The 20,820-nt window shown below is 55.8% G+C and carries 13 protein-coding genes, 2 tRNA genes and 2 pseudogenes; 3 read left to right on the forward strand and 14 right to left on the reverse strand.

Annotated features, from left to right (window positions below):
* Positions 1-482: 482 nt before the first annotated feature.
* The 14 genes from DXA43_RS06135 to DXA43_RS06200 form a co-directional block, all read right to left on the reverse strand.
* Positions 483-1,280 (reverse strand): TraX family protein, encoded by a 798-nt coding sequence (locus tag DXA43_RS06135; protein WP_117563997.1) that lies wholly within the window; start codon positions 1,278-1,280, stop codon positions 483-485.
* A 193-nt stretch (positions 1,281-1,473) separates the two neighbouring features.
* A tRNA-Lys gene (locus DXA43_RS06140) sits at positions 1,474-1,549 on the reverse strand.
* A gap of 28 nt (positions 1,550-1,577) precedes the next feature.
* Entirely contained in the window at positions 1,578-2,858 is a 1,281-nt protein-coding gene (locus DXA43_RS06145; RefSeq protein ID WP_117634755.1) for an aminopeptidase, read from the reverse strand.
* A gap of 89 nt (positions 2,859-2,947) precedes the next feature.
* Positions 2,948-3,523 (reverse strand): hypothetical protein, encoded by a 576-nt coding sequence (locus tag DXA43_RS06150; RefSeq protein WP_117806573.1) that lies wholly within the window; start codon positions 3,521-3,523, stop codon positions 2,948-2,950.
* A complete protein-coding gene (locus DXA43_RS06155) occupies positions 3,524-4,402 on the reverse strand; it encodes a phosphoribosylaminoimidazolesuccinocarboxamide synthase (protein WP_117806574.1) in 879 nt (292 codons plus the stop codon).
* A 118-nt stretch (positions 4,403-4,520) separates the two neighbouring features.
* Entirely contained in the window at positions 4,521-6,086 is a 1,566-nt protein-coding gene (locus tag DXA43_RS06160; protein WP_117806575.1) for a cell wall metabolism sensor histidine kinase WalK, read from the reverse strand.
* Positions 6,087-6,097: 11 nt separating this feature from the next.
* A complete protein-coding gene (locus tag DXA43_RS06165; protein WP_006236208.1) occupies positions 6,098-6,820 on the reverse strand; it encodes a response regulator transcription factor in 723 nt (240 codons plus the stop codon).
* Positions 6,821-6,973: 153 nt separating this feature from the next.
* Positions 6,974-8,185, reverse strand: coding sequence for a twin-arginine translocation signal domain-containing protein (locus DXA43_RS06170; protein WP_117806576.1), 1,212 nt, complete (start codon positions 8,183-8,185; stop codon positions 6,974-6,976).
* Complete coding sequence (locus DXA43_RS06175) at positions 8,185-8,448, reverse strand: TIGR03905 family TSCPD domain-containing protein (protein ID WP_117735816.1); 264 nt, start codon at positions 8,446-8,448, stop codon at positions 8,185-8,187. The genes DXA43_RS06170 and DXA43_RS06175 overlap by 1 nt, the downstream gene beginning before the upstream one ends.
* Before the next feature lie 114 nt (positions 8,449-8,562).
* Positions 8,563-10,362, reverse strand: a complete 1,800-nt coding sequence (locus tag DXA43_RS06180) for a diguanylate cyclase (protein WP_117806577.1) — start codon at positions 10,360-10,362, stop codon at positions 8,563-8,565.
* On the reverse strand, positions 10,359-11,237 hold the full coding sequence (locus DXA43_RS06185; RefSeq protein ID WP_117806578.1) for an ABC transporter substrate-binding protein: 879 nt from the start codon (positions 11,235-11,237) through the stop codon (positions 10,359-10,361). Before DXA43_RS06185 ends, DXA43_RS06180 begins: the two co-directional genes overlap by 4 nt.
* 311 nt (positions 11,238-11,548) lie before the next feature.
* On the reverse strand, positions 11,549-13,534 hold the full coding sequence (locus DXA43_RS10270; protein ID WP_158564949.1) for an Ig-like domain-containing protein: 1,986 nt from the start codon (positions 13,532-13,534) through the stop codon (positions 11,549-11,551).
* A gap of 1,661 nt (positions 13,535-15,195) precedes the next feature.
* On the reverse strand, positions 15,196-16,539 hold the full coding sequence (gene purB, locus DXA43_RS06195; protein ID WP_117806580.1) for an adenylosuccinate lyase: 1,344 nt from the start codon (positions 16,537-16,539) through the stop codon (positions 15,196-15,198).
* A 424-nt stretch (positions 16,540-16,963) separates the two neighbouring features.
* Positions 16,964-17,038 (reverse strand) — tRNA-Gly (locus tag DXA43_RS06200).
* A gap of 507 nt (positions 17,039-17,545) precedes the next feature.
* Between DXA43_RS06200 and DXA43_RS06205 the strand changes: the two are divergent.
* From DXA43_RS06205 to DXA43_RS06210, 3 genes and pseudogenes are all read left to right on the forward strand, one after another.
* Positions 17,546-19,189, forward strand: a pseudogene (locus DXA43_RS06205) (collagen binding domain-containing protein); the annotation flags it as partial.
* A gap of 170 nt (positions 19,190-19,359) precedes the next feature.
* A pseudogene (locus DXA43_RS10595) lies at positions 19,360-19,476 on the forward strand (hypothetical protein); the annotation flags it as partial.
* Between the two features lie 78 nt (positions 19,477-19,554).
* Entirely contained in the window at positions 19,555-20,766 is a 1,212-nt protein-coding gene (locus DXA43_RS06210; RefSeq protein WP_147344733.1) for a collagen binding domain-containing protein, read from the forward strand.
* Positions 20,767-20,820 lie beyond the last annotated feature (54 nt).

A 20,820-nucleotide genomic window follows, 5' to 3' on the forward strand; every position in this document is an offset into this window, starting at 1 on the left:
GGGGCGCCGGGGGCGGGAATCGCGCACTCCATATTTTGTTCACAAATGAATAGGTCCCTCAGTCACGTCACTGAGGTTATAACTGAAGCATCAGCTTCTGATATTGGCGGTGACCAGCTGGTTTATAGATGTTGAGGCATCGGTCATCTCTGGAGCGCCACTTTACTCCAAAAGCATCGGTTATTTGTTTCCCGTCGGTAAAAGGCAGGTTTTGTTCGCCAAGCGTTCCTATATATAGAAGTTCGGGTTCGAACCGTGCATCGGTAACAAAAAAGCGACCAGCCGGAGCCGATCGCTTTCTATTCTATGCTGGAGCATCCAGAGGGGTTCTTCCGAACTCATTTTCTCGCTGCCATTCATGCTTTCGAAGCATCTTTCTACAGCCCTCGTTGTCTATCCTCGTATCTCACAGGTCTTCCGGAAATTCACAAGCAGTCTTAGGGTCAATTTAGTTCTGCTTTCAGAGACTTGTTTGAGAGTTTTTAAAGACAGTTCAAAACAATAAGTGAGACACCATAAAGCAGAGCAAGATGAGCCGGATAGAAAATGTAGAAGAAATATTTGAGCTTCAGCCCTCGCTTGCCATTATAAAGATTGATAAGCAGCAACGAAACGACCGCGGCAGCAACATCAGGATTAAATATATTAGCTGTAGCAAACTCAAATCCGCCGCCAACTATATGGCATGACGAAAGGAGCACTGCGCATACTGCAGCAAAGAACATCTTGGCCTTGCTGTCGTGGAATAAATAGAATGCAGCCACAAGCAGAATGCCATACACACCGCCATCTAGTTTAGTGTATTCAGCTGCCAGTGCTGTCAAAACAATCAGAGCAGTTTCTGCGATGTACCTCTTCCATTTTGAAAGGCTTTGTATCTTTTCCAGAATTATCAAGAAGACCAAGCAAAGCAGGAGCTCACACATAACATTTTGTTGCCGAAGGTCAAATAGTTGCCCGGTTTGAACGAAATCGTATATGGGCTCCGCAATGATTGCGAAGACAAGCATATTTCGCAGGTACCTCTTTATGTCATGAGTATGCAAAAATCCCTCAACTATCAAAAAGCAAAATAAGGGAAATGCAATCCTGCCAAGAACATGAAGCACATCCGAAGCCTCGCTTAGAATCGCCCACTGTTCGTCTGATATCTGATTGTACGATGCGTGAGTCATGATTCCATTGGTCAGGACGATCCTGCTTACATGATCGAGAACCATCGAAATGGCCGCTATTATCTTTAATGTGCTGCCGCTAATTCCGTATCTATCTGTTTTCATTTCGTTTTCCTTTCTTTGGGTGGGCCGTCAGAGGTTCGGCCTGCTCTGCAGACGGCCGCTGCGGCGCTTCGCGCCTTGCGCGCTGCGCTGGCAAACGCTCACGCGTTTACTCAGCTCCGCGCCCTTTCGGGTTCGAACCCATGTCGCGGCAACAAAAAAGCGGCCGGCATCCGCCAGTCGCTTTTCTATTCTATGGTGGGCCGTCAGGGGTTCGAACCCTGGACCTTGGGATTAAAAGTCCCCTGCTCTGCCAGCTGAGCTAACGGCCCGCGGGTGGCATTGTACCACGGTCTGGGGCTATTCCCAACTCCATTGGCCGTTCTGGAAAATCACAACTTCACGTCCATCAGGCGTAATGCCCGTAATATCGATATCGTCCGTGCCGATCATAAAATCGACGTGCGTGCTCGAGACGTTAACGCCATGCTCCAGGAGCTCCTCCTTGGACATGTCATACCCACCCTCGATGCATTCGGGGAAACCGACACCCAGCGCGAGATGGCAGCTAGCGTTCTCATCATAGAGCGTGTCATAGAATAGAACGCCACTTTCACGGATCGGCGTGTTCTTGGAGATAAGCGCGACCTCACCCAGATGAGCGGCACCTTCATCGGTGTCAATAATGCTCGCAAGCGTCGCCTTACCCACGCGGGCATCGTAGTCCACTACGCGGCCCGCCTCGAACTTAATCCAAAAATCGTCAACCTTGTTACCGTGGTGAATGAGCGGCATAGCCGAATACACGATACCGTCGGCACGCATACGATCAGGCGAGGTGAAGACTTCCTCGGTGGGAATGTTGGGGAAGAAGGGGTGCCCATCGGGCGTCTTGCCCTTGCCGCCGGCCCACTCGTGACCTTTCGTCATGCCAATCGTCAGATCGGTTCCATTTGCCGAGGTGTAATGCAGGTAGTCGAAACGATTGTCGTTCAGGAAACGCAGGTTCTTTTCGAATGCGGCGTCATGGAGTTCCCAGTCGCTCTCCGGGTCCTGGCCATCGGCGCGAGCGGTATGCAGAATCGCATTCCACAGCTTATAGATTGCAACCTCATCGGCGTCTCCCGGGAACACCTCGCGCGCCCAGGCAACGACCGGCGCGCCGGCGATGCACCACGGGTTGATGTTGTAGTCCAGTCCGCGGCGGAAGACCTTGCACTGCGTGTTCCTTGCCTTAGAAGCTGCAGCAGGCTTAGCGGGATCGATGCCCTTAAGAGCGGCAGGGTCCGCACCCTCGATAAAGATAAAGCAGGCACCATCCTGGGCCAGTGAATCAAGCTGCAGGCGCTTCCACTCGGGCGTCTGCTCAAAATAGCTTTTCTCGACATGCTCGTACGTGAGCCTCGTCACGGCGTCATCGGCCCAAATAACCGTCACGTGACCGGCACCGGAGGCATAGGCCTCCGCGACCACCACGCGCGCAAACGGCGCGCACTCGACCGGAGACTGAACGACAACCTCCTGACCGGGCTTGACGTTTACGCCCTTGCGGACAACCAGGCGCGCATAGTTTTTAATCTTGGGCTCTAGGGCCTTCATGCCCTCCAGAGCCTCTTCGACCGTCAGGGCAGCTCGAATCATGTGCCACTCCATCTATCTATAGAACAGTAAAAAGGCGCGCCGCAAAAACGACGCGCCTTATATCTTAGCGATAAGTATGCATGCAAACGCTACTTCTTCTTGGAGTCCTTCTTGTCCTCCTCGGCAGCCGAGCGCTCGATAAGGGCGTTGAGCTTGTTCTCGGACATGCCCTCGGCCTGCGTGCGGTACATGTTGCGCAGGGGACGAATACGAACGAAGTCGTAGATGAAGTCGCCCAGAATGACGACGTAAGACAAAACGATGCCGACCATCTGGACGGGGCTGGACACCATGCCAGCGGGAGCGAAGTACAGCGAAGCCCAAATGGCCACGACGAGCACCATACCGATGGCGAGCACGGCCCACCAGATGCGGCGGCGCTTGGTGTAGTCCTCATCCTGCTTGAGGAGGATATTCGACACCGTGTAGATGCGGTCCTCCTTGGCGCGCTGCTTAGCCTTGCGGGCGCGCTTCTCCTCTTTAGAGAGGCCCTCGAGGCTCTCGCCCTTCTCCAGCTCCTTGCGGCGTGCCTTGGATGATGCTGGCACGACGTGAACAGAACTCGCTGCCTGACGAGCGGGCTTGGCGGATGCGGCGGACTTGCGCGCAACCCCGGTAACCTCGTGGGATTGCGTGCGCTTGTTCGTGGCGCTGCGGGTACTCACTTACGCGTTCTCCTTCATGCTTGTGAACTGGGAGCCCGTGATGATCTGGAAGGCCTCGCGATAGCGCTCGGACGTGCCATCGATGACCTCGGCGGGCAGGTGCGGGGTCTTCCCCGTCATATCCCAGTTGGCTTTGAGCCAATTGCGGACGAATTGCTTGTCGTAGCTAGGCTGGATCTTGCCCTCCTCGTAGCTGGCAGCAGGCCAGAAACGGCTGGAGTCGGGCGTGAGGCACTCGTCGATCAGCGTGACCTTGCCATCTATGACACCAAACTCAAACTTGGTGTCGGCGATGATGATGCCACGGGTCGCTGCATACTCGGCGGCAGCCTTGTAGATCTTGAGAGACAGGTCACGAATCTGCGTGGCGATGTCCTCGCCCACGATCTCGCAGCAACGCTCGAACGAGATGTTCTCGTCGTGGTCACCGATCTCGGCCTTCGTGGACGGCGTGAACAGCGGCTCGGGAAGCTTGGAAGCCTCGGTCAGGCCCTCAGGCAGCTGGATGCCGCAGACGGTGCCGTTCTCGTCGTAGGTCTTCTTGCCCGAACCGGTCAGATAGCCGCGGACGATGCACTCGATAGGAATCGTCTGGGCCTTCTTAACCAGCATGGCGCGGCCAGCGAGGTAGTCACGATACTCAGCAAACTCCTCGGGGAAATCCGCCGGGTCGATGGAGACGAGATGGTTGGGGACGATGTCGGCAAACTTATCGAACCAGAATGCCGAGATGCGATTGAGCACCTCTCCCTTAAACGGAATCTCGTCGGGAAGAATGAAGTCGAACGCAGAAATGCGGTCGGTGGCGACCATCAGCAGGTTTTCACCGGCATCGTAGATATCACGAACCTTGCCACGGGAATCCGGACGACGCTCCATCGTTGTCACGTGAGTCACTCCTTACCTAAATACGACAGAAATGCGGGTTCTTTCCCGCATGTTTTCGCAAACTCGGAGCGGCAGGGACGCGGCCCCTCCTTCACCGAATAGCGAAAAGCTAGTGCTCCATTGTAGTAGATGCCGCGTCCGCCGTGTGCTCGCGGGGAAGATGAATTGTAAAAGTCGTACCCTTTCCAAGCTCCGACTCCACGGATATGTAGCCATGGTGACGCTCGACGATCTGCTTGGTCACGGCGAGGCCAACGCCCAGGCCTCCAGCTTCGCGGGCGCGGCTGGCATCGGCACGCCAAAAACGACCGAAAATGCGCGATAGATCGTCCTTGGCAATACCGATACCGGTATCCGAAACGGCAATGCTGACATGTTTGCGGTCGCTGAGCACCGACACCACAACCCAACCGCCCTCGGGGGTGTAGCGCATGGCGTTGCTCATGAGGTTGATGACGCATTGTGTGATCATGTCGGGATCGGCTTCGACGACATCGTCGTGACCCTGGGTTTCATCTGCAAAGCGCAAGCGCAGATCGCGGTCAACAAACAGGCGCTCCTGAGCGTTGACGATGGAACGCACGAAGGGAACCATGTCCACCGGCTCAAGGTTGAGCGGCGCTGTGCTGTTTTCCATGCGCGATAGATCGAGCATCTGCTGCACCAGACGGGCCAGGCGACGTGTCTCGGATGCAACGGTTTCCAGATGCTCGTCGTCGGTGGGATACACCCCATCCTGCATGGCTTCGACTGTCGCGAGCATGGCCATAAGCGGAGTACGAAGTTCGTGAGCCACGTCTGAGGTCAGGCGCTTCTCGTGTTTCATATCCTTCTCGAGCGAAGTGGCCATCTCATCGAAGGTCTCACCCAGCTGATCAATCTCGTCATCGCCGCGCAAACCAGTACGAGCGGACAGATCGCCATCGCGAATTTGCTTGGCCGTGCTGGTAATACGGTGAATCGGCTTGGTGAGCATGCGCGACACGAGTGATCCGATAACGACCGAAATGCAAACTGCAACAACCGCAGCAAGGGCCATGGCGTTAAAGGTCTTCTCCCTAAACGCAGAATCTGCCTTGGTGAGCAAGGCATCGGAGCCGATGGCCCACAGCTTTACTTGTCCGACATGCTCGCCGGAAGACGTTATGATTTCGACGTTTGCAACGCTATCGGAGCCGGTGGGAGCCGACGAGACCGGACTATGCGATGCTTTTTTCCCGCTCGAGCTGCTCGACGGCGATTCGTTCTCGCGCACATCGGCGGTCGCGCTTGCCGAAGGCCATGAGTCGTCATAAACGACAACGCCTTTCTTGTTGACGACCTGCATACCCAAATCGTCGGACACCAAACTCGATGTCGCGACCGTACGTAGCTCGCCCGCAGTCCAATTGCCGTTTTCCTCATACGACGTCGCAAGCTTTTCGGCAGCGGAATTTGCGATTTCGACGATATTGGAGCGCGTGTAATCCGAAAAGACCGTGCCCCACACAACAGAGACCACGCCCACCAGCACCAATACCGTCATGAGCGATGTCAGAGCAAAAGCAAGTGCCATGCGCGAGGGATAGCTCATCGTTGGCCGTGAATCGGAACGAGGCGTGTTCCAACTAACCTTGGAACCCGCCTCGCTCTCCTGCTTGTGCTTTTGTCCGATTTCAAAGCGCGCAGGTGTCATATGTGATTTCCCTATTTCTCGTCCGACTTATCGGTCTTGGCCGGAGCCTCGAAGCGATAGCCGACACCGTGGACGGTGTAGAGCCACTTGGGCTTCTTGGGATCATCGCCCAGCTTGGCGCGAAGGTTCTTCACGTGGCTATCGATGGTGCGCTCATAGCCCTCAAAGTCGTAGCCGAGCACCTTCTCAACCAGCTCCATGCGGTTGTAGACGCGACCGGGGTGACGGGCAAGCGTGGTGAGCAGCTTAAACTCGGAAGCCGTCAGGTCGACTTCCTTGCCCTCGACCAAAATCTTGTGGCCCGAGATATCGATGACCAGATCGCCGAAGTCGAGTACCTCGACGGCTGGCTCGTCGGCCTGATGGGCACGGCGGAACAAAGCGCGAACGCGCGCGACAAGCTCGCGCGGCGAGAACGGCTTAATCAGATAGTCGTCGGCGCCGAGCTCAAGACCGATAATACGGTCCTCGATCTCGCCCTTGGCAGTCAGCATGATGATGGGGACATCCGAGGTATCGCGAATGGTGCGGCAAACGCGCTCGCCGGGGATCTTGGGGAGCATAAGGTCGAGCACGACCAGGTCAAACTGATGCTTCTCGAACTCCTCGATCGCGGACTGGCCGTCGCCGACACCCACAACCCAGTAGCCTTCGCGCTCGAGATAGGCAGCGACGGCGTCACGGATTGCCTTCTCATCCTCGACCAGCAGAATCTTTTTTGCATCTGAAGCCATAACACGGCCCCCCTGTCTCAATCAGCTAAGAACAAGCCCATTTTAACGCACCTGAGCCCGCCGGATGCCACTATGACGCGGCAGCTCGGCGGGCGGTACTCACAATTACAACGCGTTTATTCCCCTGTTGGCGCCTTTTTAACCCCTCTAAGCTTAAAGAGAGAATAGGCGTGCGGTGACCGTCTCGGGTATACCCTGGCTGTTGCGCACCGTGGCGTACGTAAGGAATGAGTCCGATTTTCCCGCCGTAGCTGGATAATCGCCATATTCCAAAGCGCGGTCGGGCGACAACAGCGAGCCATAGGTCTTGGCAGAGGTGTCGATGAGAAAATGCGATGCCTGTACCTTAACGAGATATTTATTCTTCTTGCCGGCAGCACATGCGAGCGGCTCGCGGGACAGAAAGAGGTATGGCCCTCCCTCATTACCGATATACGTGCCCATGTTGCCCAGGCTGCCCACGCCACTATAGGTCGCCTCGATAGAAAACACGAAGGTATCGCCCATATATACGGCCTCGAAAGGCGAGACTGACGAGGGAAGGACTAGCTGGGCACGTTTGGTGTTGTTGCCGTCGGTCAGATCGATTGCCGTTATGCCGTAGTAGACGCCCTCGTCGTTGCGGACACGCGGCGAGATGGTCAAAATGCCGTCGCTCGCACGCGGGGCTGATGCAAAGCGGCCCGTCGATTTCCAAATTGTCTCGGCCTTGGATTCATCAAGCGAGCGACGATAGCAAAACGAATCACTACTCGTTTTATTGCCGCCTGCCGAAGGCATTTTATACCAGATGACTGATGACCCGAACGCCGTGAACAGTGGCGGATCATAGTCCTTGCCACCCCGATCGAGCTCAACCACGTCGCCAGAGAGCGAAGCGCCCGACAGATTTTGAGCGTAGAGCTTCCACGATGAATTGGCAAAGTTCATCTCAACCCACGCAAACACGCCATCGCCGGCGCGGACATCGTAAAACGAATACCCCGCACCTTCGATAGGATCCTCGATGAGCGTCGTGAGCGAGCCGTCGCCCAAGTTGAGCACGCCAAGCGTGTTGGCATGCAGCGCAGACGCCGGGGCCATCATCGCCGCGGCGTAATCGCCGTCGCAGTAGTACAGCAGCGTACCCAAGGGCAATGTCCATGTCGCCATGGGCTCAAGATCGATATCGACGGCCTCATACTCATCCGTAATCGAGACGATCTTTGAGTCGTCTTTGATAACCTGTGGCTCGCCGGCAGCATCGTCGCTGGTACCCGTTTTCTTTGAGCATCCGGCAAGCACCGTGGCAGCGCCCGCGGCAGCCCCTCCGAGCACAAAGCCGCGGCGCGATATTCCGTTCTTGACGTGGTCGGCGATACTCATTAGGCGATCTCGGCGCGAGCGGCCTCGATAGCGCGCGTGAGCTGATCGGCGCAAGAAGTCTTTTTCATACCGCAGGTATTACCAGCGAGAACCTCGATGACGCGATCGGCAGGAGCACCCTCGACCAGCTTAGAGATAGCCTTGAGATTGCCGTTGCAGCCACCGGTAAACTCGACGCCCACCACCTTGTTGCCGTCATCGGACAGGTCAAGGTGGATATTGCGAGTGCATACGCCCTGAGGCTTGTAATCAAAACTAATCATTGCGTTCCCCTCTCGTAAAGCAATTTCAGACGTCTATTATCCCCCGTCCGAACCGATAAAGTATCGCGGGCACCGATTCAACATTCCCCAATGCGCAAACCGGCGGTAGCAATACTAGCAATCTGCTTCCCGAGCGTGGACTTTTCGTTTCTCTTGATACATGTTGTGGTCAGCGATGTGGTAAATCTCGGTCAGTGTATAACCGGGCGCCTCTGCCGTCGCGACGCCAAACGACGCACTGACTGTCAGCACCTCATCGCTCGCAGCAGCAAGGCTGAGGCGAAGATCTTGCACTACTTCACATGCGGATTCGCGATCGGTGTGAGGGCAAATCAGCAAGAACTCGTCGCCACCAATGCACATAGGCACAAATTTCTCGCCTGCCGCCCGCCTCAATACAGACGCCGTACGCCGTAGCAGCTCATCGCCCATTTCGTGACCGTAGAGATCGTTGGTACGCTTGAGGAAATTGCAGTCCATCATGATCACACTCACGGGCAGGGACTCGTTCACCAGGTCGTCGCCAAGGGACTCAAGGTAATTTCTATTGCGAAGTCCCGTCAGCTTGTCCTGGAAAGAAAGCTCCTCGGCGCGCTTTGTCATCGAGATGTTATGCGTTGCCACGACGACCGATTCCAGTCGACCCCGCTCATCGCGGCGCTGTGGAACAACCTGCAGCGAATACCACGTACCTCGGCAGTCTCGTACCTCGGCATCCAAGTACGGCACGCCCTCCATACGATCCCGAAGCGTCTTTATATCTAAGAGCTCCATGACCGCCTCGCGACTTTCGGGACTCACAATGTCTCGGCAAACCGTTGCAAAAAAGTCATATGCCTCGGAGTGCTCGGCAAATATCTTCGCCAACGATGGCGACATGTTAATCCCCTCGATCTCAAGCGTGTCGAGATGCAACAGGAGGGTCGACTCATACGTGGTACTGATGGCATTGATGATGCCGAGCTGCTTGTCCTTTTCGGCCAAATTGCGACGATCGGCGACGATACGCACCAACAGCACTACAACCAAAAACACCAGGAACGCCAGTACGCCGGCAGTGATAAATGAAATCCTGCCCGACATGACCTCAGATTTGGGATAGAGCGCAAACAGGCGATAGTCCTTATACGCCGCACGCACGGCATACCAGGTACTTCCCCGATATTCGACACGTGATAAGCCTTCGTCTTTCCAATCAATTCCGCTATCGGCAAGAAGCCGGGCGAGAGCTATATCGACGGTCGAATCGTTTGAAGAAACGATTTGTGCATCGCGCATCACGAACACCGTTGGGCTCTGATGGAATGTGTTGTTCACGAGCACGTCGGCGATCGTATACGAATAATCATCGGTGGGCTCGGGCGCAAGCGATCGATACCCCAGTGCTACGCCATCACCGTACGGAACAACACTCACGGCAAAGTCAACATCTCGACGCTCTACGACCGTCGAGTAGGACACCTTGGAGCCTCGGTACATCGATGCGACCGACGAACAGGCAAGCTCCTCTCGCCACAGCATCAGCGGATCGCGACCGTCGATATCGTAATGAGCGGTCATATGGCTGTCGGCGTCCATGACCAACATTCCCGAAAGGTGCTCGGTATGGACGTACTCCTCGACGAGGTCATCGTTGACTTCAACGTGATCAGGTGGCAAGAACGTCGCAAACGACTCGAGCGCGGCATCCAAATTGTTCGTCGCCTCGGTTTTTCTTCCCTGTTCATATCGGTCATATTTTTCGCAGGCGTTTTTTAAAAACACCATGGTTTCCTGGCCAAACCCAAGCGTTTTATCGAGACAGCGATGCGTGCCGACCACATACAGCAGACCCAACAAAGCAGCGCTGGCCACAACGCAGATAGCCGCGGTGACTAATGCCTTTCGGCGTAAGCGGCGCTCATCATTTGTCATGATTCCGCTCCTTGCCCGTCCGTCGTCGCCCCCGCCTTGTACTTGCCCACAATGCGCTCAGTCGTGCCATCTCGATCCATCTCGAACAGCACGGTATTGAGGTTTTTGACGTACTCCCCCTCATAGCCGTCCTTAAACGCAACGCCCAGGTCAACCGTCATAACATTGTCGGCGAACACACGATACAGGCCGGGATACTGAGCGCCAAGGCAATCAAGCGACCGAGCGTCCGCCATCCAACAGTCAACATACCCCTTGACGAGGGCGGCTTTGCAAAGTTCGGCAGAGCCATATGATTTGATGTTCACGTCCGGCGAGATTTCCAGATCGCCTGCAAGCAATCGGCGTTCACTCACCGAACCGGCAATCACCGCAACAGTCTTGCTGCCATCGAGATACGCCAAGGACTTGATACCACTCGTTTTCTTGGCGGCAACCGAAACCGTCACGGTTAGATACGGCTCGGTCCAGTAATAATCGTCTTCGCGATAACAGGGCGAATAGTCGCACCACAGACAATCGATATCGCCGTTTTTAAGCAGGCGATCGCGGTCATTCCAAAATATGTCGATGAATTGCGGCCTGAGCCCCGCACGTTTGCAAGCCTCGCGTGCGATATCGATATCGATATCGATACCAGCGTAGTCGCCCGTGGTATCGATATACACATAGGGATCGTTATCCGTAACGCCAATTTTGAGTTCCGGGAGATCTTTATCGGATTCACTCGATGGGGTAGAACTGCTTCGAACGGCATACGTCAGGGCGACCGCACAAACGGCAACAAGGAGTATGAGCACGGACGAGACGATAGCGCCTCGTTTGATACGTCTGGGCACACGACTCTTTTCATCGAAACAGCAGATAAGGTTCATTTTATTACCAGGGGGCCAGTGCGGCAGTGAAAAAAAGCGCCTTGCCCAAAACGGGCAAGGCGCCAATGGCTGAAATGCATCCGCAGGCGGTCGAATTAGGTCAACCCTACTCGAAGCTCAGCTGCTCCCGAATGCACCCCCGACCGCTGCCTCGTTCAGGCCGTTGGCGCCGACCGCGTATCTGGCGGTTTCCGGCGCGCCGCACTGCACGCGACACACGGGCTGAAGTCTTTAACGTAAAAGCCCCGTAGGTAAAACGAGTTACCAACGGGGCTTGGACTGAAAGGTCGCGCTTAAACGAGAGGGGCGCCCTAACGCTCGAGACGTTTGCGCATAAGCGCGAAGGCAATCAGCGAAGCGCCGGCAACGGCCATAATAAAGGCGACAGCAAGGGCCTGGTCGCCCGTGTTGGCGAGCGTACCCTTAGTAGTCTTAGCAGACTTTTTGGTTACCTTGGTCGTCGTCTGCTGACCGGGCTGGGACGGCGTCGCGGGCCGCGCGGGCTGAGTCGGCTCCCCCTTGGCCTCCTCGCCCGTCACCACGTACGTCGAGAAGTGGCTCGTGCGGAAGCAGAGGTAGTCGCCCTCGGTCCACGTATCCATAGCCTGAGTAGAACCATCCTCGGCAACGTAGAGCACCTTGAGATTGGTGAGCGCCTTCATGGCAGCAGTCATCTTGACACGGACGATGAAGGACATGCCTTCGTAGTCCTCGATAACCTCGCCGTCCTTGAGAAGCTTGATATCGAGCTTATCGGCAACCTTGGTACTCCCCTGCTCAAGGCCGGAAATTGTAGCATTGGCGGCGTCGGTAAGATTTTTCGGCTCCTCGACCACAAGAGAGATGCTGTTGTTCTGGGCAATGCCGGCAGCGGCATTGTTCTCGGCGCTTACGCTAACGTCCGTTCCGTCGCTACCTGCAACGCCCGCAATGGTCCTCGCCGCCACAGTAACGGTACAGGTCATTGTTTTGTCACCACAGGCAGCGGTGATCGTGGCGGTACCGGCCTTAAGCGGCGTCACGACGCCGTCTTTGACCGTAGCGATCGACGAGTCGCTGGAGGTCCAGCTCACCGTTGTATCGTCTGCATCTGCAGGAGCCACCGTTGCGGAGAGCTTTGCGGAGGCGTCGCCTACGGTAAAGGAAAGGTTCGTCTTGTTGAGCTCAACCTTCTGGGCGGGATTGGTCACGCTCACCGAAACGGTCTGGGAGAGCGACCCCGCGGTGATGGCGAATGAACCGGAACCAGTCTTGAGGGCAGTGACGGTGTAGGAGCCATCGCCGTTGTCGACAACCTTAAATGCCTTCGAGGCACCCGTGTCATCCAGAGCGAGCTTGGTCTCGTCGACCTCACCTGCTAGGGCTCCGGCAAGAGAGGCTTTTACGGTACCTTCTTCACTCTTCGCAAGGTTGAGGGAGGACTGATCGACTGTAAGACTCGTTGCGGGATTAGAGACGGTCACCGTGCAATCCTGAGAATAGGCGCCATCTTCGGTCGAAGCAGTGATGGTTGCGGTGCCCTTGGAAACAGACGTCACTTTGCCGGTTTGATCGACCGTAGCGACGCTCTCGTTACTGGACTTCCAGACAACCGTCTGGTCAGCCTCCGCGGGAACGACCGTTGCCTTAAGCTGCTCGGTTGCAGCGCCCACAAGCGTGACCTTCTGCTTATCGAGTGTGATACCTGTTGCAGGTTGAATAACCGTCACCTTGCACGTGGCGCTATACTCGCCGTCCTCAGTGGTAACGGTGATCGTGGCAGCGCCGGCCTTGACCGGGGTCACGACGCCGTCCGCAACCGTAGCGACCTCCGGGTCACTCGAAGACCAGGACACATTCTTATTCGTTGCATTGTTGGGCTCAACCGTTGCGGTCAACGTCGAGGGCTCACCGCCCACAGCAAGCTTAAGATTCGACGCGCTGAGACTGACGCTCGAGACCCTTACGACCGGAGTGGTTACCGTAATTGCATCCGTGGTTGCAGAGACTCCATCAACCGTTGCCGTGATAGTAGCATTACCGTCACCGACAGCGGTAACAAGACCGTTGCCATCGACGGTAAGGACGCTCTCGTTGGAAGAGGACCAAACAACCTGGCTGGCCTTGTCATCAGGGGAGACCTTTGCCTTCAGCTGCTGAGTCGCGCCTTTATCCATGGAGGTTGAGTAGCTGTCCGCAATGGAAACCGCAGTCTTTGCAGGTTCCTCGCCAGGCTTAACGACATGAACGGTCATCGTGTCACAGAGACGACCACCCAAGTACATTGAAACCGTTGCATCGCCGTAACTATGAGGCACTAAATACCCCAAGTAACTGCCACCATTAAACATCGGTCCTTTTACCTCGAGGACATCGGGATTATCTGAAGTGAAAGAATACTTTGCACCGGCATAGGAGTCCATCAATTCCTCAGCGCTTTTGCTCAGCACGCCCTTTGGATATTCAAACCCCCTGTCACATTCCAGCCAAAGCCAATCTTTGGATATACTATCTGAACTGACCTCACAGGGAAATGTATAATCGCTCGACACAAACTTAGCCTTCGAAAGGCTCACTTCCGCAGGGTCGACAACCTCTATCTCAAAGGGATGGTCATTGCCAAGGCCATCACGAGCATGAGCCTTAACGGTGCCAGGCTTTATTGCCTTAAACGAGTTTTCACCATCGATAAGCTCAACAACATCGCTGCTTTCTAGAGAATAGGTTACAGAGCTAACGAGCGAATCCCAATGTGCACGCTGGCATGCCTTCAGTGCTTCATTTGGGGAAACGTTGAGAATGGCAGACAGATAAGAGCTGTCCCCAACCAGCATCTTTTGTTTTTTGTTCCCACGCTCATTGAATCCAGGCTCCTGATTCTCGGTTACAACATCACATAGCTTCTTCATCTCGGTCTCGCCGTTGCAATAGTCGACAAGAACCTTGGCCTCTTTTGCATCTTTCGCCAACGCCTCGAGTTGCAAAGAAGCGCTTAGCTCAGAAGTTCCATATGAATAATAATTCGAATTCACCCTTGCCTGAACTTTGGAATCCTTTGAGGGATCTTCCTTTATTTCAAAATATGTAGCCGCACGGGTCTCGTCCTTGGGGCGAACGTAAACTGTCCCCTCTAGCAATGCATAGTGCGTGTTCCCGCATTTTTGCGGACAATCATCCGTGTAACCCAGCGTTGCAGTCGTTGTCGTCGCACCGGATTGGTCATAGGATACGAAACTCACCTTAATTGGATTGACATTAGCCACGCTCTTAATCTTAAGAGAACCGTTTAAACTCTCGTCAGCCCTGCTCTTCATGGTTATAGTCGTTGTGCCGACTTTGGTGGGACTAATTGTCAACACCCAATCACGTGATTTATAGCTCACTTTAGCGATATCCTCATCAGACGATGTGATATCGATATCACTGGGGTCAATGGGCGCCCATTCGTGATTTTTATTAAAAAAGGAAAGCCTTCCTTTCACCGTCTGTCCAACAGCGACATCAAATTCTGACCACACATCGCCTGTAGACGAATCGTATGGGAGAAACGATGCACCCATGGAACCATCCTGCGACTCCAGCATGACAGCATCCGCATGCGGGGCGGCCACCGTCAGCCCAAACGTTGCCGCCGTTAAAGCAACGCAGATGCCTGCGGCTATCCTCCAAAACCCTTTTCTCATTCCCCTAAGTCCAATCTCTCGTGAAAAAACGCAGCATTCTCCCACACCTTAAAATTGGCTTAAGGATACCCCCCCCCAACGAGCACTTGCAAGCTAATGTTTGCCAGAAGGGGCAAATTAACGGCAAGCGACATTTCTGCAATATACCATCATCCGCTGAAGTGTGACTTTCCCGACGCTCCCACGCAAAAGCCCCGTTGATAAACGCGTTACCAACGGGGCTCGGGCTGAAAGGCCGAGCTTCAACGGAGGCCGAAAGTAAACTGATCGGTTTGACTTCGTCCCCAATCGATCAGTTAGAACTCGAGCTGCTCCAGGCGATCGAAGACCGTGTCGATGCGGGTGAGGAAGTCCCACGGATCAAAAATCTCGTCGAGCTTCTCCTGGCTGACGGTGCAGCGCGGATCAGCCTCGAGACGCTCCTTAAAGGTGGGGCCAGAGACACAATCCTGCACCTCGTGCCAGGTGGCCATGGCGTTCTCCTGCACAATGGCGTACGCATCCTCGCGGGTGATACCCGTATCGACGAGGGCAAGCAGGACCTTGGAGGAGAAGATGAGGCCGCGGGTCTTGTTGAGATTGGCCATCATGCGGGCCGGATACAGCTGCAGGCCGTCGATAACGCGAATGAGGCACTGGAACATATGGTCAAGCGCGATGAAGCTATCGGCCTGGGCGACACGCTCGGCGGAAGAGTGCGAAATGTCGCGCTCGTGCCACAGGGCGACGTTGTCGAAGGCGACCTGGGCGTTGGACTTCACGACGCGCGACAGACCGCAGACCTTCTCCATGGTGATGGGGTTGCGCTTGTGCGGCATGGCGGAGCTGCCCTTTTGGCCCTTGCGGAAGGGCTCCTCGGCCTCGAGTGTATCGGTCTTCTGCAGGTTGCGGACCTCGGTCGCGATGCGCTCGCAGGTGGCCGCTGTAGTGGCAAGCACGCCGGCAAGATAGGCGTGGTGATCGCGGCTGATGACCTGCGTGGACAGCGGGTCGTGAACCAGACCCAGGTGCTCACAGACGTACTCCTCGACGAACGGCTCGATGGAGCTGTAGGTGCCGACGGCACCGGAGATGGCACCGAAGGCAACGTTCTTGCGAGCATCCTCAAGACGATCAAGGTCGCGCTTGAGTTCCCATGCCCAAGAGCCAAACTTCATGCCGAAGGTCATCGGCTCAGCATGGATGCCATGGGTGCGTCCGGCGCAGAGCGTATTGCGCTCCTCGAAGGCGCGGCTCTTGCAGATCACGCCGAGCTTCTTGACGTCCTCGATAATCAGGTCACACGCCTGAGTAAGCTGATAGCACAGAGCAGTATCACCCAGGTCGGAGCTGGTCATACCGTAGTGAACCCAGCGACTAGGCTTGGGCTCGCCCTCGGGAACATCGGCGTCGATATATTCCTTCATGTTGGTCAGGAAGGCGATGACATCGTGGCGCGTGACCTCCTCGATCTCATCGACCTTCGCCTTCTCAAAGTTGGCATGGTCGCGGATCCACTGGGCTTCGTCTTTAGAAATGCCGATCTTGCCGAGCTCCGCCTGGGCCTCGCAGGCCAGAACCTCGATCTCCTGCCAAATGGCATACTTGTTCTCGAGGGAGAAGATATGTCCCATCTCCGGGCGGGTATAGCGATCGATCATAGCGGCTCCTTTTTGGTTATTGGCACGTTGGTCGTAACTCAACCATTGTACCGTGCGCGGGTGCGAGTATGGGCAGCAGGCATTAACCTAACATTTTGGAATTGGAGCGGGCATGGGGACATCCGCGTATTTGCTTCGCAAATCCGCACCGGCTGCGGTCGATCTCCTCGGATTCACGGAGACGATGGGGAAGACTTTGTTGAATTGGCCGTCCCAAGGTCTCCCGCGCTCGATGGAGCGGGCAACGGGACGTCCGCGTATTTGCTTCGCAAATCCGCACCGGCTGCGGTCGCCTATCGGCGACCTTGCCTGCTCGCTATAAACGCTTCGCGTTTATTTAACGCTCGCACCCTGTCGGGTTCGAGTCCCGGCACTTTATTGAAGAAGGCACAGTAACGAAACGTTACCGTGCCTGAAATTCGAATGGAGCGGGCAACGGGACTCGAACCCGCGAGTGTCAGCTTGGGAAGCTGATGCCTTACCGCTTGGCGATGCCCGCATATGTGGGGGATAGTATAACGCGGTTGTCTTGTTCGATACAAGGGTGGCGATGCTTGTTTTAGCTGTGGAGATTCGTTTGAAAATCGCATCAATTGTGGAGACGAGGACCTTTGGCCTCCTGTTCTCCTTATCTTCTACCTGCGCTTTTGCCTGATTGTTGTATTCGAGCTCAATTTGTCAGGAATTGGGCAAGCTTTTGGTCAGGCTCCGGTACTTACCCGCATGAACCTCGGGGGTAGCCTCATCCCACGCGTCGCAACCTCCCCATGCGGCGCACGAGGGATAAGGAGCAGCCATGTCCAACGCACCCACGCACTCTGTCCACAGCGCAATCGCAACAGGTCCGCTGCTCCTGCTCCTCTTCCTGCTTTTCGGCTGTCTGGCACCGGGAGCCGCATTTGCCGTCGATGGCTACGACCAGCTCGGCTTCCGCACTATTAGCGATGATTGTGGGCCCTTCTTCATCGGCAAGTATGAAGCTCAAGACGCCTCGATTGCCTACTGCATGAACCAGGAGCGCCCCGGCCCCACCAAGCCGGGCGGCCCATGGCTCAACTTTGATCAAGGCTGGGTGTGGCTCGACGACGAGTTCGCGGCAATCGTTTGTCACGGATATCCTACCGCCACGTCGTTTGGCGGTTACCATCTTTCACCCGATCGCGCCCGCGCCGCCACCCAGCTTGCCATATGGATACTCAACGGCACTACCCATGTCGACGGCACCTACTCCTACACGACCGCTCAGGGCAAAACCAAGAGCGGGCACTTTACCGCCGACAATGAAGTCGTGGCGGCTGCGCGGTGGCTCCACGACAGCGCAAAATCAGGAAGCATCAAAGCCGCTCCGCACCGCGCGCGGCGCTATCTAGGAACCGTATCGGGCGGCAGCAGACGTCAAGACATGCTCTATGTACTGCCGGCGGTCTCTGTTTCCTTCCAAAAGCAGTCTGCTAACACCGTTATTACCAGCGGAAACAATACTTATCAGTTTGACGGGGCAACATTCGATATTTTTGAGAGCGCCAGCGGCGCGCGTGTCGGCACCATCAAGATGGACAGCAACGGTCGAGCGCAAGCAACACTTCTGCCCAACACGGCATACTACCTAGTTGAAACGAAGGCGCCGGCCGGCTATGTCCCCCGCCACGATCGTATTGCCTTTACCACGGGGAATGACGGCGGGCGGGTCGCCATTGATGAACAGCCCGGCACCATCAACCTGCGTATCGTAAAACTCGATGCCGCGACGAATGCCGGCCCCCAGGTGGGATCTTCACTCGCAGGAGCAGAGTTCACGTGTGTGTCGCAATCAATCCCTGGATGGGCACAAATCCTCACGACCGATGAAAGCGGTCGAGCTACCCTCACCGATGTCCCCCTAGGAACCTTTACCATCTATGAGTCAAAAGCCCCCGAGGGCTACCTGCCAGCCAACGACAGCTGGTCCTATACCGTTAGAGCCGACCAACTCGGCGATTCAGGCGTGGTCGAGATCGAATCTCGCGTTTCCGATATCCCCATTGCGTTTGACCTTGAGATTTCCAAATTCAAGGACTACGGCAATAGCGATCAATCCGGCCTGGAGCAGCCGGCAGGAGGTGTTGTCTTTGAGGTTGTCAGCAACAGCTCTCAGCAGGTTGTTGGCACACTGACCACAAACATCTATGGCTTTGCCTCCACCAAAGATCAGTCAGAAGCATGGTTCGGCGCAGGCAAGCGACCCGCCGGTGTCCACGGAGCCGTCCCATACGACCGTGCCGGCTACACGGTTCGCGAGGTTCCGGAATCCGTCCCCGAGGGTTTTAAACGTGCAGGGGAATGGACCGTCGGGGCCAATCAGATTTCCGACGGCGCCGAGCTTCAATATATCGTGGACAACCACGCTCTGTCGACGCATCTCCAGATTGTAAAACGCGATGCCCAAACAGGCGCTTCTGTTCCACTAGCCGGATTCACCTTCCAACTACTCGACAGCAATCACAAACCTGTCTCACAAACTTGCTGGTATCCAGCACATAACGTAATGGACACCTTTACGACTGACGCGACCGGGACCGTCACACTGCCCGAATCGCTCGTGCCGGGCACCTATTATGTACGCGAAACCTCGGCCAAAGAGCCCTATCTTGTCGGCGGAGAGATCGAGGTAAACATACCCGCCGATATAAACCTAACGCCCGTTGCAATCGTCTCGTATTATGACCACGCCGCGACCGGAAACATCAGGATCGTTAAAACCGATGCCGTAGACGGCAGCAGCCTCGCGGGCGCCATCTTTGAGATCCGTGCCTCAGGTGATATCGTGCGCCCGACGGTAGCATTGCCGCGCTCGACGGTGAGACTGTCGCTACCGTCACGACGGATGAAACTGGAGAAGCACGCGCGGACGACCTCCCGCTGGGATCTGGCACCGCACGCTACGAGGTTGTCGAGACTCAAGCGCCGACCGGCTTCTTGCTCGACCGGACGCATCATATCGTCGACCTTACCTATGCCGACCAGAAAACACCCGTTGTGGAAGCACGGCTTAACGTATCCGACGATTACACCAAGGTTGATATCTCCAAGGTCGATGCAAGCGGAGAGCAGGAAGTGAAAGGCGCACAGCTCACCTTATATGGTCCCGATAAAACCGAAATAGACTCCTGGACCTCATCCGACAAGCCGCACCGCATCGAACATCTTGCACCCGGCACCTACTCGTTGCGCGAAACGATGTCTCCGCGGACCTATGACCTTGCCGAGGAGATAACGTTTGAAATAAAGGATACGGGAGAAGTCCAATCCGTCGCGATGAAGGATGCGCCCATCGAGATCAAAGGACAGGTCGACAAGCGTCAGGAACTTGTCCAACCTATCGGGAAGGGTCTGTTGGCTAACGGCGATGGAAAAAACCGCGCCGCGATGCAAACCAATACGGATGGGCTTTTCTCCTATACCATCGATGCTCGAAACGATTCCGCTACTTGGGTTGATGAGTTTACGATTACCGATGATCTTGAGTGCGCCAAAGACGGCACGGCGAGATTCGTCTCAATCGAAACCCCCGTCGCCATCGGCGACCTCAACGGTCTGTGCAACGTGTGGTATCGCACGACGCCGTTGGACTCGACAGACGTCGATGAGCCGGCAAACGCGACGCTTGACGATGGGCACGAAAATCCTTGGCTTGAGTCCGACGAAGTAAAAGAGAGTCTGGGTGAAGATTGCCGCCTCGTCGATTACGACGGCTGGCACCTCTGGAAGGCGGATGTCTCGACCACGGAATCCGCCACACTCGAGGCGAAAGAACTCGACCTTGCATCCAATACCGTCGTGACGGGCATTCGCATTGAATACGGTGCGGTAGCCGCCGACTTTACGACTCGAAGCGATACGGATTCTTGGACCCGTGATGATCTCAAAGATGAGCACGACGACCTTGACGATGCCAAAGCAATCCTTGGCACAGATGCTCGGGGCGCAGTCGTGCACATGCAGGCAACGTCGGCTTACACACCCCAAACTGCACTCACCAACAGCGCACGCGTCGATCTTTGCCGCAACGGCGGCGGCGATAAACTTGAGTCACATGACGAGGACAGTGTCATTCAACGCTGTACCCTACCGCAGGACCTACCGGCAACAGGATCAGCTCCCATCGCCGCTTGCATCACCGCGCTCCTGACCTCGGGTGCCGCAGCCCTATGGTTCGCTCGCCTTAGGTCAATCCCAAAGAAGCGCTAGCGCGATGAAAAAGCGGGCGAGCCAGTCCCCCCCCTCGCCCCCCCTTCCTCATTT

The sequence above is a fragment of the Collinsella sp. OF02-10 genome (assembly GCF_003463445.1).
GTDB lineage: Bacteria > Actinomycetota > Coriobacteriia > Coriobacteriales > Coriobacteriaceae > Collinsella.